Raw genomic sequence first — 15,401 nt, 5'->3', positions numbered from 1 at the left:
GCGGGCCGTACGGTCAGCTCATGACAACGACCGAGGCTCCGGCGCCAGATGCGGACGGGGGAGGACGGGTGGCGGACCACGTTCGAGGGTCTGCTTTTGATCCGATCCTGATGCTGGCGAGCGCGCTACAGGCGGTGCCGAGCTCACACGCTGTGCTCCCGGGCGCCGGGGTATCCATTGCCGCGGGCGTCCCTTCAGCCTGGGGCGTGCAGGAGGAGCTGATCCGCCGGATCGCTGTCATGCGCCGCGCTGCTATTTCTGGATCGCCTCACCAGTGGTATCGCGAGCAGTTCGGCACAGATCCCACCTACCAGGGCTTGCTGGAGGAGCTGGCTCCTACTCAGCATGAGCGGCAGGCCATCCTTCGCAGTTTCTTCGAGCCGGATCCGCGCGATCAGGATGCGCGCTCCACCCAGCCCAGTCCCGCGCACATCGCGCTTGCCCGCCTGGCCAAGTCCGGTCTTCTGCGGATTTTCGTCACCCTGAACTTCGACCAGCTCATGGAGCGCGCGCTACGGGCGGAGGATGTCGAGCCACCAACCGAGTGCGGTCATCGACTATGGGCCGAGGACCTGCAATCTCGCGCCTGGCGTACTCGCTCACGTGTCGCTGAGGAGACGCGTCGCCAGTTCTGGGTCTAGGTCCCATTGGAGGCTGATCGTCAAGAGTCGATCGAGGTCCGTCATGTCGACGGATGAACCCGTTACAGTGCCTGTCGCGATACCGGCGGCCAGAGTGTCGGAGACGCCCACCGGCTCGCCGAACTCTCCTTGAACGCGCTCACCAAGAGCAGCGACGTGGCGGGCGACGGCGTCGACAACCTGACTGTCGTCCAGTTCGGTGATCGAGTGAAATGCCGCTAGGAACCGGGACTGCTCCTGGTCAGCGAACTCCTGCAGGGACGTGACATCCGGCCGCCGTTCAGTGAGTGCGGCGAGACCAGACAGCCCTTGAAGCGCCTGGTGTGCTGCGCTCACCGCGTCGGTGAGTGGCGTGTCGTGGGGCTGGCCGAGCTGTTCGGTCCACGTATCGAAGAGTTCCGGATTGGGCAGAATAGAGAACTGAATCTGGCGTGCGAGGGCACGCACTGGACGCCCGGCGACAAGTGGGACCAAGAGGATTGGCGGTCGACCGCCGTCAGAGGACTGATCGTACGTCTGGAGTATGGCGGTGAGTTTTGCGAGAGACTCGGCCCACTCGTGTATAGCTGACTGGCGCACGCCGATGGCGATCTGCTCAGGAGGCCATTCGTGGGCCGCAGGTTCGTCCATAGGACGAACCCAGACCTGGATGTCGAGCCCCTCATCGTGTGCGGCGGCCCGCAACTGCTCGATCCTCTTCGTGAGTTGTGCTGCGGCAGAATCCCGAGCACGGTCTGCTACACGGTGCAGGGCAGTCTTGTACGGACCTTCACGGGCTATGGAGACAATTGCTGGGGGAGTGAGATCGCCCCAAGCCAGCTCGGCAAGCACTGCGTGAAGGTCGGCGAGCATCTCGTCCATCTGCTGGAGCTCGAGCGGTGCAGCCTCGTCGATCAGGTCCCAGCGCTCGTCTTCCGTTGTGCGTGCGGCGAGTTTCCGGAGTGTGTCTCCGGTGAACCCGACCAAGCGGGCCCAGCCGGGGTCGAGGGACTGTAGTTCGGGCGTGAGGTTGTCCACGATGCCCTGGATCAGGGTATGCAGGGCATCGTTCCGGGGGGCTGGCGCTGTCCCGTCGGCGGCGACGCTGAACAGGTCGGCACGGTCGATCGGCAGTGTTAACTTGTCGGCTCGCGATCGCAAGGCCTGTCGCTGGGACTCAATCTCAGCTGCCTCCTCAGGGCGACCACGAGACACGCACCAGGCTCGTGTCAATTGGTCCAGGTACCGGCAGGCGTCGGCCACGAGGGTTCGTGCGATCAGTGCCCGTTCTGTCGGTTGCATTGCACCGGAGGTAAGGGCTGTGATCTGGGGTCGCATGCGGTTCCAGGTGACTGCGGTTGTCGCGTGGTCGTAGCGGCGGGAGAGCTGACTGATCCCGCTGGTGAGGTCGCCCATATGAAGGGGGACCTCTCCTGGGAGGAGTGCCTGAACGTCGACGGAGAGGCACTGAGGGAGGCATCGCAGCATGATCCGCGCAAAGGTGCGCACCACCGCATCGATGTCGGGGATAGCGCGGTCTGAAATGTGCATCAGACGGGCGTAGCCAACGAGTTCGTCGGCGCGTTCCACCACGCTGACCTCGACAAGGAACGGTGTGTGGGCCCGTAGCCGATTAAATACGGACTCTTGTCCGCCAGCGGCTTCGTACAGTGCCACGGCAGTCTCCAGCGACACATCCATCGCAGCGGCAAGGATATCGCCGAGCTGTTCCCCTGAGGCCGCAGTGAGCATCACGACAAGCGAGCAATCCTGGGGCCAGGGCCTGATCGCATCGGAGAGGCGGAGATTTGTGCCTGCGAGTACCCCGAGGAGTCTCAGCGCGCTCGGTACGTCGCTGCAGGTCGCGAGGACGTCCGAGAGCTCGGCGATGCCGGCGGTGTGGACGAGTTCGTCTCGCAGGGGTGACGGGCCTGACGAGTCCGGAGCAATCTCGGAGACCGCGGCGGTGATCTCGGGCCTCAGATCGAGGTCGGCCTTGTTCTTGAGGAGTGCAAGCTGGAGAGTCACCGACCGGAGTGCAGGCTGGACACCGTGCTTCTCGAGGATCAATGACCATCGGCTGGCGGTCTGCTGGAAGTCAACTATTCGAAGTGCCTGAAGCGTCGCAGTCCAAGCTTCTGGGGTGTTACGGCGTTCAAGTTCCACAAGGGACCGTGCGACAACGAAGTCGCTGAGCGTGGGAACGTCGCTCAGCACCCCGACGATGAACGACTGCAGTTGCACGTCGTCGAACATTGCCAGGATCGTCTCGACAGAGTCTTGGAGGGCCGGTGGCGGCACGTCGTGGACGGCCACCGACAACGCCGTGGAGCGCAGCTGGTGCAGGCCGGTCAGTTGCGTGCCGTCGATGTGCACGAGGTGCTCCTCGTTGAGACGCGCAAGAGCCTCTCGGAAATCTGAGTCCGGTGCACCGATCTGCCGCTGGACCGCTCGCATAGGCAGGTCGACTGCCCATCGGTGAGCAGTTGCGACCAGTGCGATGATCTTCAGTTCCGTGTCTCGCTGTTCTATGACCCGTCGGTGGACCTGTTCGGTCAGCACGTCCTGTAGCCGCCGACCTCTGGTCAGGAGGTGGGTGTACTCCAGGGTGAGACCGTTTGCCGCGTCGTACGCCTCTCGCCAGTGGGCGGTCGTTGTAGCACCGGAACGCTGGAGACCCGCGTGGATCTGGGCCGCGACCGCCTCGTCGAGCCGGACGTCGATCGTCGTGGACTCTGCAGTGCTACGCAGTAGCAGCAGATCTTCAGTTCGTACGGAACCGAGTAGGACGACATGGGGGACGGTCGCGAGCTCGCCACGCAGATCGTCCCAGGCTTGGAGCGCACCGGCGGCCACACCATCAACGACGAATCCGACCGGTGACCGACTTGACGGGCGGTACGCGCGTGCCAGGCGAACGATCGCGTTGACGTCTGACTCGCGTAGCCGCCGGACGCGGTACCAGAGGATGTGGCGCGTCGAATAGGCAGCAGCCCACGTCACCGTCGACTTGCCGACTCCGGACGGTCCCGTCACAAGTACGGAAGTATCTCTCTCCAGGGCCGCCACGACTCGCCCGGTGACATCGGGGCGCGGTGTTGGCAAACCTGCTGCGATGTGACCCGGCTGGACAGCCACGCCCTCGTAGAAGCCCGGGCTTGCCAATGGTGAGTCGAAATCCGCTGGTTCGCACAACTTGTTCGTCAGCGCTTCCTGGAGCGCCTGCTGATCCAGGATCCCTATGACCTCGACGCAGACGCGCTCAATGGACGTGCGATCGAGCCCCTCGCGATTTGCGCGAGTGGCAGCAGCGTTGGCATCTGACCTTGCCGCTATCTGGTCCCTCAACGCCAGGACCACGGGCTCGGCTGACATCGGCAACAAACCGTGACGCGATGCGACAGCCCCACGCGCCTGTTCCGCGGCGGCTCGCCACGGAAGGACGAAAACGCTCACCAAGCGAGCGACCGACTCAATCTCGGGATCGGTCAGCCCTCGGCGGGAGCCCAGGCGGCGGAGAGCCACAGAAACGGCGTGGTCGTTCGGCAGCGCGTCAATCGGTGTGCCCCACTGAGCGAAGAGCTCCCCGTCTACGGGGCGTTCCAGCACGAGGACAGGTTGGCCAGAGATACCCGCCGCCTCACGCCGCGCACGTCGTTCTGCAATATCAAGCAGATGTCCCGCGACCTCGGATGCAGAGAAGTCGCCGATGCGTTCCTGGCGAGACTTGACCTGTACGTCCCAGCTCTGGGGTCCCTCGCATGACAGGTCCTCATCGCCCTCAGGCACGACGCGGTCAAAATCGAGTGAGCCGTCTAGAAGCTGCCCACAAAGCCATGCACCTACAGCATCCTGGTAGTGGAATCCGCGGCCAGCTGTCGCCCCGGAGCGAGACTCTGTCCACAGAGCGGCAGCGGCTTCGCCCCCGACCGATGCGTCACTCCGGGTGCCCTGTTCCGTGACTGAACTCGGGTGCGGGGAGTTCGCCGCCACCGTCGTGCCATGTGCTGGTCCTTTCCGCGGCCGAGCCACAGCCCGCTTCGGGCCGCGCTTCCCGCCTTTTCCCGCCACCAGGGGATCGTCCCAGGTTTCCACGAGGCCGACCAGGCCATCCTCATGCCATCCGAGGGAGCGACTTTGCTGCCGCGCTGTCCGCGTCGGCACGGCGACCACGGAGCCGAGGGCGCCAGGGGGTCGAGCTGATCGTAGTCGCGCTGAACGCAGCCGACGTCGGAATGCGCATTCAGCGGGCTGGAAATGCTCAGACGAAGCCGGGCTCTCCCTCGCCGCCAGCTTCCGACGCAGCACTATGGGCTTACGCTGAGAGTCGACGGGCCAGCCCAATCAGCGCCACGACATCTTGCTTCCACCGTTGGGGACGGCGTCGTCGGGCTGGCGGTGTTTCAGGCCTGGGCTGAGGCGTGTACCAGACGGCGGACCCTAATTCTCCCGGCTCGCGAAGCACACGGGACCGTACCGCGCCGGATGCTCGGCGCACGAGTCAAAGCTGGGCTCTTGAATTAGCGCCGCGTCCCGCTGCTCGGAGACACCATTCCCACCGGCACCGGCAGATCGACACTCGTCCAGCGTTGCGGCTAGCTGCACAGCGGACCAAGGCGGGATGCCCGAACTGCCGTATTCGGGCGGACCTGGCCATACGATCGACGCATGGGGCAATGGCCAGATGACGGAGAGCTGCTGAGCGCGGTAACAAGAGCTGGATGGTTGCTGGAGCACCACGCACTCAGGGTGCTCGCTGCTAACGGAATGGAACCACACATCGGATGGGCGTATCAAGATCCAGATACTCCCACCATATCCCGTGAGCTAGACGTATTTTCCTACAAGGAGCTAATGTGCGACGAGCGTTCCCGAGTCACGGTAACGGCCCGGTTTCTCGTGGAGTGTAAGCAGAGCGCGTTGCCGTTCGCTGGGATCGGCTACGCAATGCCCGAGGCGCGGTTCGAGAAGAATCCAAGGCAGCATGCACTCCCGACCAAGGAGATCTGGTCAGAGAAAATGCAGGGCGATAATATGCTGGTGTCTCATTTCCCTGCTTGGGGGCTGATGGGATTTCGCGCTCTCGCAGTGCAACACGGAGACGACAACTTTAGACTGACTCAGCTGACGCGGCTTGAGCGTGAGCGGCAAGGGGCGTGGGGTGCCTCGAACAGTGGAATTTTTACTGAGCTGGTCTATCCGCTCGCAAAGGCGCTACTGGCATCCCAGGAACCTCTGCGCGGCAGGGTCGCACCACCGACCGGTGGTCAGCGATCTGGATGGGCAGAGTTTGGTCTGCACTTCCCCGTTGTCCTCATTGGAAGTCCCCTGTACGTCGTTGACGCTTCAAGTTCAGAATATAAGGTGCAACAGCGAAGTTGGGCGACGGTGGTCCGGCAACTAAAGAGTAAGAACGTCGACGGGCTCTTTGAATTCGACATTGTCACCGAAGATGGATTCGAGGACTATGTCGTCGATCGTCTGGCATTCGCTGCCGCCCTCGCAAAGCGAGTCGGGGAGGATCCGCTTGCGTATACCACCGAGGGTAGGCATCCGCGACAATGGGTTCCCGACGGGGTTTCTAATGTGCCCCCGTGGCAGCGGGACTGAAACCTCGTTCGGCGACTCGACGGTCTGTGCTCCACCGGGCGTTGCTCGGCGCCACGTTGATCGGCAAGCCGCGCACATGCTGTACGTACCGCTGACGTCGCGGTCGGCCCGCCGTCGGAGGCGGCGTATTCAGGCTGCCGAGTCGGTGCGCTCCTGGATTGGTGGCGTCTTCACCCGCTCATCGGCTGAGGGTGGCAGCAACGCTCAGTACGCTCGGTAGCGTGACGGCAATCGACGCTGAACTGGAGAGCTGGTCGGACTTGAGTTCGGACGGCAGCTGGCCCACGCTCCTGTTTGGTAACGGTGCGAGCATGAACATTTGGCCAGCCTTCGGGTACGACAGCCTGTTTGAGAAGGCGATCCTCAGTGTCTCAGCACGACATATATTCGGGCCGGTTGGTACCAACTTCGAGACGGCGCTTGAGTACATCCAGCACGCGCGAGTGGTCCTTCAAGCACTGAGAAAGCCGGTTGACGCGGTGGGCGCGCTTTACGACGAGATTCGGGACAGTCTGTTCAACGTCGTCAACGATGCACACATGGAATGGGGGCTCCTTAGTGACGAGTGTGCCACCGTCGTAGCGGATGCATTGAAGTTTCACTCAGCGGTCTTCACGACTAACTACGACCTGCTCATCTACTGGTCCCTGATGAGTGGGGATCGCCAGCATCTGCAGGGTACGACGGATCTGTTCTCGGGCCAGGACGAGCTCAGGTTCAACCCAGGCTTGTTTGCGCGGACAACCGTTTACTACCTCCATGGTGCGATCCACCTGTGGCAGGACGATGACGGGGTAAACGGAAAGTGGGCCAGTCGAGAGGGTCGGAGTCTTCGCCAGATTGCATCCCAATACCGCCCAGATTCTCAGATCAGGCCACTGTTTGTGTCCGAGGGTACATCCGAGGAGAAGTCGCGGACCATTCGCCGTTCTCCGTACTTGAGTCATTGCCTCAATGCACTAACTGCCGACGCCGGCGACATCGTTGTGTTCGGCCACTCACTGTCGATTCAAGACAAGCACATTCGTGACGCGCTCCGCGTCGGGCATACGGCAGGAAGGCGCATTGCCTTTTCTGTCCGCCCTGGGGGAGAAGCGGCGGTGCAGCGGCGCAAGGCGGAACTCTACGATCAGTTCCGTGGGCTCCAGCCCCGGTTCTTCGATGCCACGACGCACCCGCTGGGCAACCCAGCACTAGCTGTGGACGCTCCCACGGCTGATTTCTAGCTTCGAAGTTCTCGGTGTCGGTTCTACGGCTGGGTCGGGTGCAGGGCAAGATCCGAGCGCACGCGCACGCGCACGCGCCGCTCGTTCGACCGGCGCGCCATCGGGTACTGAACGGTCCTGCGCCAACTCGGAGACGGCTGGCGATCGTCGGCCTGGTTGCCTGCTGGCTCAAGCACTAAGTTCTGAGACATGCCCAACGTGCGGCTTGGCGACCTAAATGGACAGGACGAGCCAGACGACTCCACCAGCCCTGACGAGGACTCCTCCGTCGATGACGGAGAGCTCGTGTGGCACTACCGGGACCGGAAGACCACCGAATCTATCCTGACGCAGCATGCCTTCTGGGGAATGGACGTCGAGGGGTTCTGCGACAAGGGTGAACTCAAGAACGGCAACCAGGTGGTAGCTCGCGCCTGGGCCAAGCTGGTCGACGAGTGGGATCCCCGAGACGAGCCGGGCTACGACTGGGACGAGATCGGAGAGTGGGTCGAGCGGGCGAGCAGCGACCTGTTCGTCGGTAGTGCCTTCGCCTGCTGCTTCTCCCGCAACGGTGACATCAAGAAGCAGTGGGAGGAGTATGGCGGCAAGGACGGCTTCTCGATCGGAATCCCGAAAGGCGTGAGGCTGCCCGTCGTGGGGCAGGCGCGCGAAGAGTCATTCACCTTCCACGATGAGCTCCCTTTGAGGTGGCTCTCGATGCACTACGGCGAGGAGCAGCAGCTCACCGCCGCCGAGCGAGGACTGTGGGGCTTCATCCAGGAGTGGGCAGTCGGCCAGCCGGGCTGGAGCGACGAAGATTTCGACGGAACGCAGTTCTTGCGTGATCGGCTTAGCAGCATTTACACGAGCGCTGCCGCGACGATCAAGAACGAGATCTTTTCGTTCGAGGACGAGATTCGCTACGCCCTCTCCCGCTCCCACGTCAGCGGTGGGATCCAACAGGTCGGTGAAAGGAAGATCCTCCGTCTGACTGGTGCGACAGGCGCAGATCGCTTCGCGACCGACTGGGATCACCACGAGCCAGCGGTCTTCCAAGCCGGCTACAGCCTGCTGCCGATTCAGGCGGTCTACGTCAGCCCGAGGAACGACTTTGACGAGGCAAGGACGTGGCTCGCGGAAGTGTTGGAGACATCCGGATACGACGGCATCGACATTCGTCAGTCGGACCTTGAGTTGCGGTAGGGAGTCGGGGTTGCCTTTCACGGTGACTCGGCGATCGTCAGTTTGGCGACGAGGACGATAGGCACGATCAGGAGCGCCGCGGTGCTCGCCCTCGATCGCCCAGAGCCTGCGGGCGTCGGGCTGCCGAGCGCGCACCTGCGCCGGGCGTGGATGTAGCACGAGAGATTCAGGTCTTGACCCACCCATCTATTTGGCGCCCGAATGAGTCTGGTACCAACCCGATGGAATCCGGTACGATGTAGTCGGCGAGCAGCCGTTCGCCCTAGTGATTCAGGGCTTCCGCCCGAATCCCACCGACTTATCGTGGCGTCGATTTCTTGGCCGATTAGGTCCAGAGGTTTGCGGTTGTAATTCGGTCCACCCATTGTCCACTCAGGTGGGTGTGCCAGCCCAAATCCCCATAGCCGCTTTGCCTACGAGTCGATGGTCTCTGGGCTGGCTGGCTTAACCTCGGTATGGCGTCTCGCTCAAAGCGACTTCAAGTTTTCGCTCATCGCTTCCAAAGAATCGGCGGGGGTCGCCAGTGCTGTTTTGGTGATGGATGCGAATAGCCGCGGCACTGCGTTTGCCACCCGCGAGCGGGCCTAGTCGCACGGCTTCCACGAGTTCGGGTTCGGCATGGTGGTTTAGGCCGTCATCGTGGACTGGCCGTGCTTCGAGGTAGGTGATCAACCGATTGTCGCCGACGCGTACCTTCAGATTGTCGTCGGTAGAGAAGACCAAGCGCACCTCGCGCTCGTCCTCGTAGGCTGGGTTCTTGATATGCAGGGCCAGGACTTCAAGCGCAAACATCGCGACCAGAGTCTCGTCCGTGTAATCCTCCGGGGCGACAGAGTCCATGATGGAGGCCGCGGCTGCGAGCATCCGGTCGACGTAATCCATCGCGGCGGCGGGACCGTACAAGACCGGTCGCCATACAGCCATAAGATCCCGTAGCTGTCGGTGGCCGTTGGGGGGACTGGCGTCCCAGGTCCCTCCGGCGAACGCAACCTGACATTGTCCGTAGAGGCGGTACTGGGTGAGGCTGTCCGCGACCATGGAAGCTGAGAGGACGAACGCTTGTGGATACCAATCGCCCGGCTCATCGGCCTGTTCAAGGATCGTCTTCAGCTCGCCGATCGCGTGCGATGATCCCGGCGGTCGGTGGCTGGCGAAGCGCCCACGTATGACATCCCATCCGTAAAGCCGCTCGCTCGGATCGTTCAGGTCCTGCACGGAGGACGCCCATGCAACCTTGGACCCGATGAGCCCGTGTACGCCGGCAAGGCTTGTGTAGTGGTACACGGTGCCCTCGTAGACTGGAGGCAAAGGGTCCTTGAGCCTTGGACTCCTGGGCAGGTGGCGATACACAGCCACAGGCACACCGTCCTGAAGTTGATCCACAGCACCGATGGTAGGCGCGTGCGGCGATCTGGACGTCCCGTAGCCCACGTCAGCGCGCTGGACCGCCGGCGACCGCGGTCATCGAGGCTCGGGTGACGGGTCGGGGAGTGGTCGAAACTGTCCAATCACGCAACGCAACGCTGGGCTGGGCTGGGCGGGACTCAGGAGGAGGGCTGGCTGGCTATCCGGTTGCGCCAATACGTGGCGGCATCCTGACCAGATCGCATCGCGGCGGCTTCCGGAGTTAGCGAGGTCAGGGCGGTGCGAGGGTCGATCACCTCGATGTAGGACTCCAGCCCCCGCCAGAGTGCGCTGCTGCTGAGGAAGCTGGCGTATTCCCGGACGGACTTCACCATCGCGAAGCTCGTGGGATTGCCATGGACCAAGCCGTTGCGCACTCGCTTTCGCCTCCCTTCCAGCATCTCGGCCTCAGCCGTGTATTCCTGGACGAGTTCGGCGTAGACGGCGGCGTCCGTGACGCTGCGCAGCATCCGGGTGATCCACGCTCGTTCGTGTTCCACCTGGCAGACCGAGAGCAGTTGGCCGGTGCGGTCGGCGACGAAGAGAACCCAGGGGCGTGACGGGCTTGTCGCGAACCAGTCCCTGCTGAGGTCTTGTGTCAGTTGTGGCTGTGTGCTTCCACCGAGGAGACACATGCCGACCGCGTTCTGCACGTCTACGGTCCATCTGGTGTGCGGCCAGTGCTGCCGCAGCTCCGTGAAGGCGTCGTCAGGACTCATGGCGGCGTGTGCTGCGACGTGCTGCACCACCCGGTCGGCGAGCGGGACGATGCTTCGGATGTCGGCCTCGGACGGCTTGCGGAGGGCCATGTCGCGGCTGAAGGGATGGTCGGCGATCACCTGTACCTCGATCGCGGCGGCTAGGTAGCGGGGGAGTTCGTCCCGGCTAAGGGCTTGTGCGATGCGCGGCCCGTGCCTCTCGACCGCTTCGCCGGTCAGGTGTGCACCGTAGCTGTCGTTTGGGAAGCCGGTCTCCCGACGCGAGATTACGGAACCCCACGCTGCTTGGCGGCCGGACCGCAGGACGGCGTGCTGAACCAGGTCGGGGTGAATACCGCCGAAACTGTGGATCGAGACGTTCAGGATCGTCTCGACCATGTCGGTGGCACGCTTCACCGCGCCGGCCGCCGTTGTCTCTCCGAGGTCAACGCGCACCAGGAGGTCTACGTCGGACTCCTCGTCGACCAGTTTCGCCACCTTGAACTGGTAGCCGTCCTTCACCAGATCCCACAGCTCAGGTTTGTGGTCGAAGCCTTGGCCATCCGGCCGTGCGTTCGGGACGTGCCACTGCGCATCCATGAATGACACGCGTCCAGCACTGAGGGTCAGCCAGGCATGACCCTGGTACCCGAGCCACACCACGGTCGGTTCGACCTCCGCCGGGCTGCTCACCGTGACACGTGCCCGTGCGATCCGGTCTTCGGTCGGGACATCCAGATGGTGAAGCGGGCTTTCCTCTGCTTCCGGCCCGTAGGCGACCAGGGAGGCGAGAGTGTTGAAGATCGACTCGGAGTCGTGTCCGCGTCGCTGCAGTTGGTCGAACAGAAGGTCTGCAATCGGCCGGTACTGGCGCGCCGACAGTGAGCGGTCGCGTGCTGCGGTCACGAGGTCGTCCCAGCTGGCAGTGGTCGCACCGTCGGCCTCGAGCGTGGTCAAGAGGTCCTTCGCGCTGCTGGCCAGGTCCGTCCACACTGCATCGGTACGTGAACCTGGCGCATGAACGAGCACAGTCCTCGGGCTGTTTACCAACCGCGTGAAGGCGGCCTCGAACCGCGACAGGGGTGCCGAGACCACCGCGCGGACAGCCGCACCGAGCGCGCCGGTCGACCTGTCGAGTTCAAGACGCAGGTATCCGTGGTTGGTGCGCTTGGCCCACGCTTCCTCGCCGCTCGCCATGTCGACCCAGGCGGCTATCTCGTCCACGACACTCGTGAGGGGCATGATGCTGCTGGCACCGTGGCGCCGGTCGAGCGAGGAAACGAGGGACTTGATCCACGCGGGGTCGTCGTCCGCCCAGTGGCTGCTGACCTTGTAGTCCCTGAACATTGCGCTCCGATCGTTGATGGGTTGAACATTCCTCGTCTCGACGTCCTGCGGGCGCGGGCCAGACGCAAGCTCGCGAACGACCGGCACAGCACAGGTGCACGTCCACGCAAGAAGGGCGACGGCAACCGATCGATCCGCAGATCGATCACGTGGTCGGAGGGCGACCTCATTCGGACCGAAGAGGCAATTCTGCCCGTCGATCGCAACCGATCTCCACACCCGAAGTTCGACGTCGCCGGTCAGCAGTCACGCCGATCTGCGCCGCAAGCTAGCTCTGCGGCGCCGAGATTCCTGATGGTGGGACGCCAGGGCCTGTCGTGTCAGTCACCGCGGGTAGCGTCGTGCTCGTGATCGACTGGCGGCGGGTAGGCCAAGGGCGGTTCGACATGGCTGTCGAGAGGCTTCTTTGGGCGAAGTGGGGCGCAGCCTGGAGCGACTGCGCTCTCGCCCGATTGCCGCGGTGGTGACGCTGGGATCGACTTCCAGGTCACGACGGCGCTGGGGGAGCTGACGATCTACCAGTTCAAGTACTACCCGGACCGCGGGCTGGGGGTGTCGAGCAGGAAGCGGCACATCCGCGATTCCTTCGACCAGGCAGCGCGCCACCGCCCCCAGCGATGGGTCTTGGTCGTGCCCTGCAAGCTGACACCGGGGGACAGGTCGTTCGTCGAGGGGTTGGGCGGTGAGACAGGGCCGCTGATCGAGATTCTCGATCAAGTCGGCCTGGATGTACTGCTTGCTGAGCACGACGACGTGCGGCGTTATCTCGAACGTGACACGGTCCTCGACGCAGCCGGCGAGTACCAGGTGACGACGGCGGTCATCAAGGACGCGGACGACCTCGCCGAGCGCGTCCGGCTGCTGGCAGCTCGCGGCGCCGACATGGACCTGTACTGGGCACCAGACTTTCGCATCGAGAACGGCGTTACGACGATGACGCTCCGGCCGAAGTCCCCGGATGCGCCCGAGAAGAGCCCGATCGTCGCTACGTTCTCCCTCGACCCCGAGACAGCCTCGGAGGAGGACCGGGCGGCCTTTCGGCGGTCGATCGGGTATGGCGTGGGCGAGCCCGTCCAGGTCCCGGTCGTGGTCTCAAAGGTGACCGGGCCCGAGTTCTTCAGCATCGGCGGCCCGAGGATGCTGGCTCTCGCGGCGACGAAGCGCCCGCGGCCCGAGGACCGGTTCTCGATCGAGCTGCGAGCCGCAAACGGTGTGCTCGGAGAGCACGACGGGGTCGTGACCCACGTCGGCGGCGGTTTCGAAGGCGGGACCCTGGAGTTGACTTTCTACGGCGGGCTCACGATCCGCTATCTGCTTCCGCGCCGTGCCGGAGAACCGGGCGGTGCTGAAGTCCATCTGAGCGTGGACGGCCTGATGGTGTCCGACGCCGTCGAGGCGCTGCGACTGCGAAGGTCGATCTGCCGCGACGCCGGGGAAGTCGTCATTCGACGTGATGGTGAGGTCGCCGCGGCGTTCACCATCGACCGATTCGAGGACCCCGACGAAGATGCGCTTGAGGCGATCGATCAGTTCGTCGAAGACCTCGCTGCCATCGAAAGGCACCTGGGAGTGCGCAAGCGCATGCCGGCCTCGTACACGACGTACGACCGGGTTCAGGCGCGCCTGGCCCGCCTGGTGATCGAAGGCGCCTGTGTCCTGGTCCCGGAGTGGTTGAGGGTCTCGCTGCGGATCAGCGAGGACGGCAGCTTGCCAGCTGACATGGGGCGTTTCATCGCCACGCAGAACCCCATGCAGATCCTGCAGGAAGAATTCGAGCTGAGTATCTGCGGCTGGCGCGTCGATGTCGGTCCGGCTCAGCTCGTCTCACCACGCGTGGGGTTCGCCGAGCCGGGCCACCTTCTGCGACTGCTGGAGTCGGACAACATCGACGGCGAGCTGGCCGTACTCGCTCCTGCGCCGCACGAACCGTGGAGACTGACCAGGCTCACGGAAGAAGACACGAGTGGTCCAGCCGTGCCTGTTTCTTGGAATGCCGTCGGCGTGGACGAGCATCCCGCTCTTGGCCAGGTCCATGCCATCGAAGTGAGCCGCGAGACGATCTGAGGTACCGCCGTGGCTTCCCGGGCTCCCGGGGCGCGGTGCGACATCCATAGGGTGCAAGGAGGAGGTCCAAGGCCGCGAACTGGCCGGTGCTCACCAGAAACTCACCACTTGAGAGACCGAGAACCCACGAGTTTCCCCGAAGTTCCGCGGTAGTATCGACTCACGAGGAACCGCCAGATTCCGGGATAGTCCGAGGTCAGCGGTGTTTCTCCGAGAGTTGCCGAGGTCTCCCACCGAGTCCCGTGTGCGAGCGCCGCATGCAGGGGGCCGGCGGTTCGAGTAGGTAGTTGAGCTCGTTATCTGGTTTCGGACCAAAGCGCTCCGGCAGCGGCCACTCTTCTCGATCCTGTACGAGGACCGCGGCACCGATGACGGGGTTCTCGTTGGTATGCCGGGTGCTGCGAAGCTCTGGATCGCCATCCGCTCGGATGGCTTTGGGGTCGACGCTGCAGATATTCATCCTGGACCGATCCGCACTGAACCGTGACAGTTTGAGTCATGGTCGCGACCTACCAAGAGATTCGGCTGACCCGCGCATTTGTTGACGCTGTCGAGGATCTTCGGGTGCGCACACGGCTCAACGCGTCCGAGTATGACGTGGGGCAGGCCGCAGGTTTGCTTCGGCGGCTCTTGACCGACAGCTCACCCCTGGGGCCAAGGGCGGCGAAGCTCGTGGGATTCTCTCCAGAGTTCCGGTGGTTCGTCGCATACGGGCACGAGGTCAGGGCGTCCGGGAGTTTGCAGTGGGAGCTGGACCCCGTGGCCGTGACAGCGCTCAACCTCGGTGATGAGGCCGAAAAGTTGATCGACGAGTCGTGGACACGTCGAGGATCGCACCACGATCTGCTCGGGACACCACTGTTCTCGTTGGGTTCACCGGAGATCACTCTGAAATGGCTGGTGCGTCATGTCGCCCACGATGAGGGCGGCGTGCATGTTGGGATGAGCAAGGACACGCCTGAGCGATTGAGGCGCGTCTACGAGTCGAAGGACCGCCTCATCCTCGTGTGGACATTGAAGGCATTGGGGCGCGTTGTGGTGCGCGGATATGAACCCCTCGTGATGCGTTTGGTGCGAATGGATCCGCTCTACGGCATCGCGCCCGGGCCCGAGTGATTCAATGCTTTTCTGCGCGCTGTGTGAAGCGGATGCGCCTGCAGCAACCGCACGTGCAAGTCCAGCGGTGTACCCGGAACGCAAGGAGTGGGCATCATGCATCGGTGTCCCGATATATACCGCGGACTCGGCGG

9 protein-coding genes are annotated in these 15,401 nt (G+C 63.6%); 6 read left to right on the top strand and 3 right to left on the bottom strand.

The annotated features are described in order from the left end of the window. The first annotated feature begins 20 nt into the window (after positions 1 to 20). Positions 21 to 641 (top strand): hypothetical protein, encoded by a 621-nt coding sequence (locus LUU90_RS05875; protein WP_275002393.1) that lies wholly within the window; start codon positions 21 to 23, stop codon positions 639 to 641. Here the strand turns inward: LUU90_RS05875 and LUU90_RS05870 are convergent. Further along, positions 600 to 4,229: a hypothetical protein gene (locus tag LUU90_RS05870; RefSeq protein WP_275002392.1), complete on the bottom strand. Its 3,630-nt coding sequence runs from the start codon at positions 4,227 to 4,229 to the stop codon at positions 600 to 602. The two genes, LUU90_RS05875 and LUU90_RS05870, sit on opposite strands and share 42 nt — an antisense overlap. A 1,059-nt stretch (positions 4,230 to 5,288) precedes the next feature. Between LUU90_RS05870 and LUU90_RS05865 the strand changes: the two genes are divergently transcribed. The 3 genes from LUU90_RS05865 (at position 5,289) to LUU90_RS05855 (ending at position 8,638) form a co-directional block, all read left to right on the top strand. Further along, on the top strand, positions 5,289 to 6,230 hold the full coding sequence (locus LUU90_RS05865; protein ID WP_253870470.1) for a hypothetical protein: 942 nt from the start codon (positions 5,289 to 5,291) through the stop codon (positions 6,228 to 6,230). A 221-nt stretch (positions 6,231 to 6,451) separates the two neighbouring features. Then, positions 6,452 to 7,456, top strand: coding sequence for a DUF4917 family protein (locus tag LUU90_RS05860; protein ID WP_275002391.1), 1,005 nt, complete (start codon positions 6,452 to 6,454; stop codon positions 7,454 to 7,456). A gap of 189 nt (positions 7,457 to 7,645) precedes the next feature. Next, positions 7,646 to 8,638, top strand: a complete 993-nt coding sequence (locus LUU90_RS05855; protein ID WP_275002390.1) for a hypothetical protein — start codon at positions 7,646 to 7,648, stop codon at positions 8,636 to 8,638. 444 nt (positions 8,639 to 9,082) lie between these two features. Here the strand turns inward: LUU90_RS05855 and LUU90_RS05850 are convergent, their stop codons facing one another. Then, complete coding sequence (locus LUU90_RS05850) at positions 9,083 to 9,922, bottom strand: hypothetical protein (RefSeq protein WP_275002389.1); 840 nt, start codon at positions 9,920 to 9,922, stop codon at positions 9,083 to 9,085. Between the two features lie 260 nt (positions 9,923 to 10,182). Beyond that, positions 10,183 to 12,087 carry a hypothetical protein gene (locus LUU90_RS05845; RefSeq protein WP_275002388.1) on the bottom strand — a complete coding sequence of 635 codons (1,905 nt, stop codon included), beginning with the start codon at positions 12,085 to 12,087 and terminating at the stop codon, positions 10,183 to 10,185. Positions 12,088 to 12,717: 630 nt separating this feature from the next. Between LUU90_RS05845 and LUU90_RS05840 the strand changes: the two genes are divergently transcribed. Continuing rightward, complete coding sequence (locus tag LUU90_RS05840; RefSeq protein ID WP_275002387.1) at positions 12,718 to 14,151, top strand: hypothetical protein; 1,434 nt, start codon at positions 12,718 to 12,720, stop codon at positions 14,149 to 14,151. Positions 14,152 to 14,649: 498 nt separating this feature from the next. Continuing rightward, positions 14,650 to 15,267, top strand: coding sequence for a hypothetical protein (locus LUU90_RS05835; protein ID WP_275002386.1), 618 nt, complete (start codon positions 14,650 to 14,652; stop codon positions 15,265 to 15,267). The last annotated feature ends 134 nt before the right edge of the window (positions 15,268 to 15,401 follow it).

The sequence above is a fragment of the Promicromonospora iranensis genome, from assembly GCF_028994775.1.
Lineage (GTDB): Bacteria > Actinomycetota > Actinomycetes > Actinomycetales > Cellulomonadaceae > Promicromonospora > Promicromonospora iranensis_A.
Note: the sequence above shows the minus strand (reverse complement) of the source record. Positions and strands in the feature narration are given on the sequence as shown.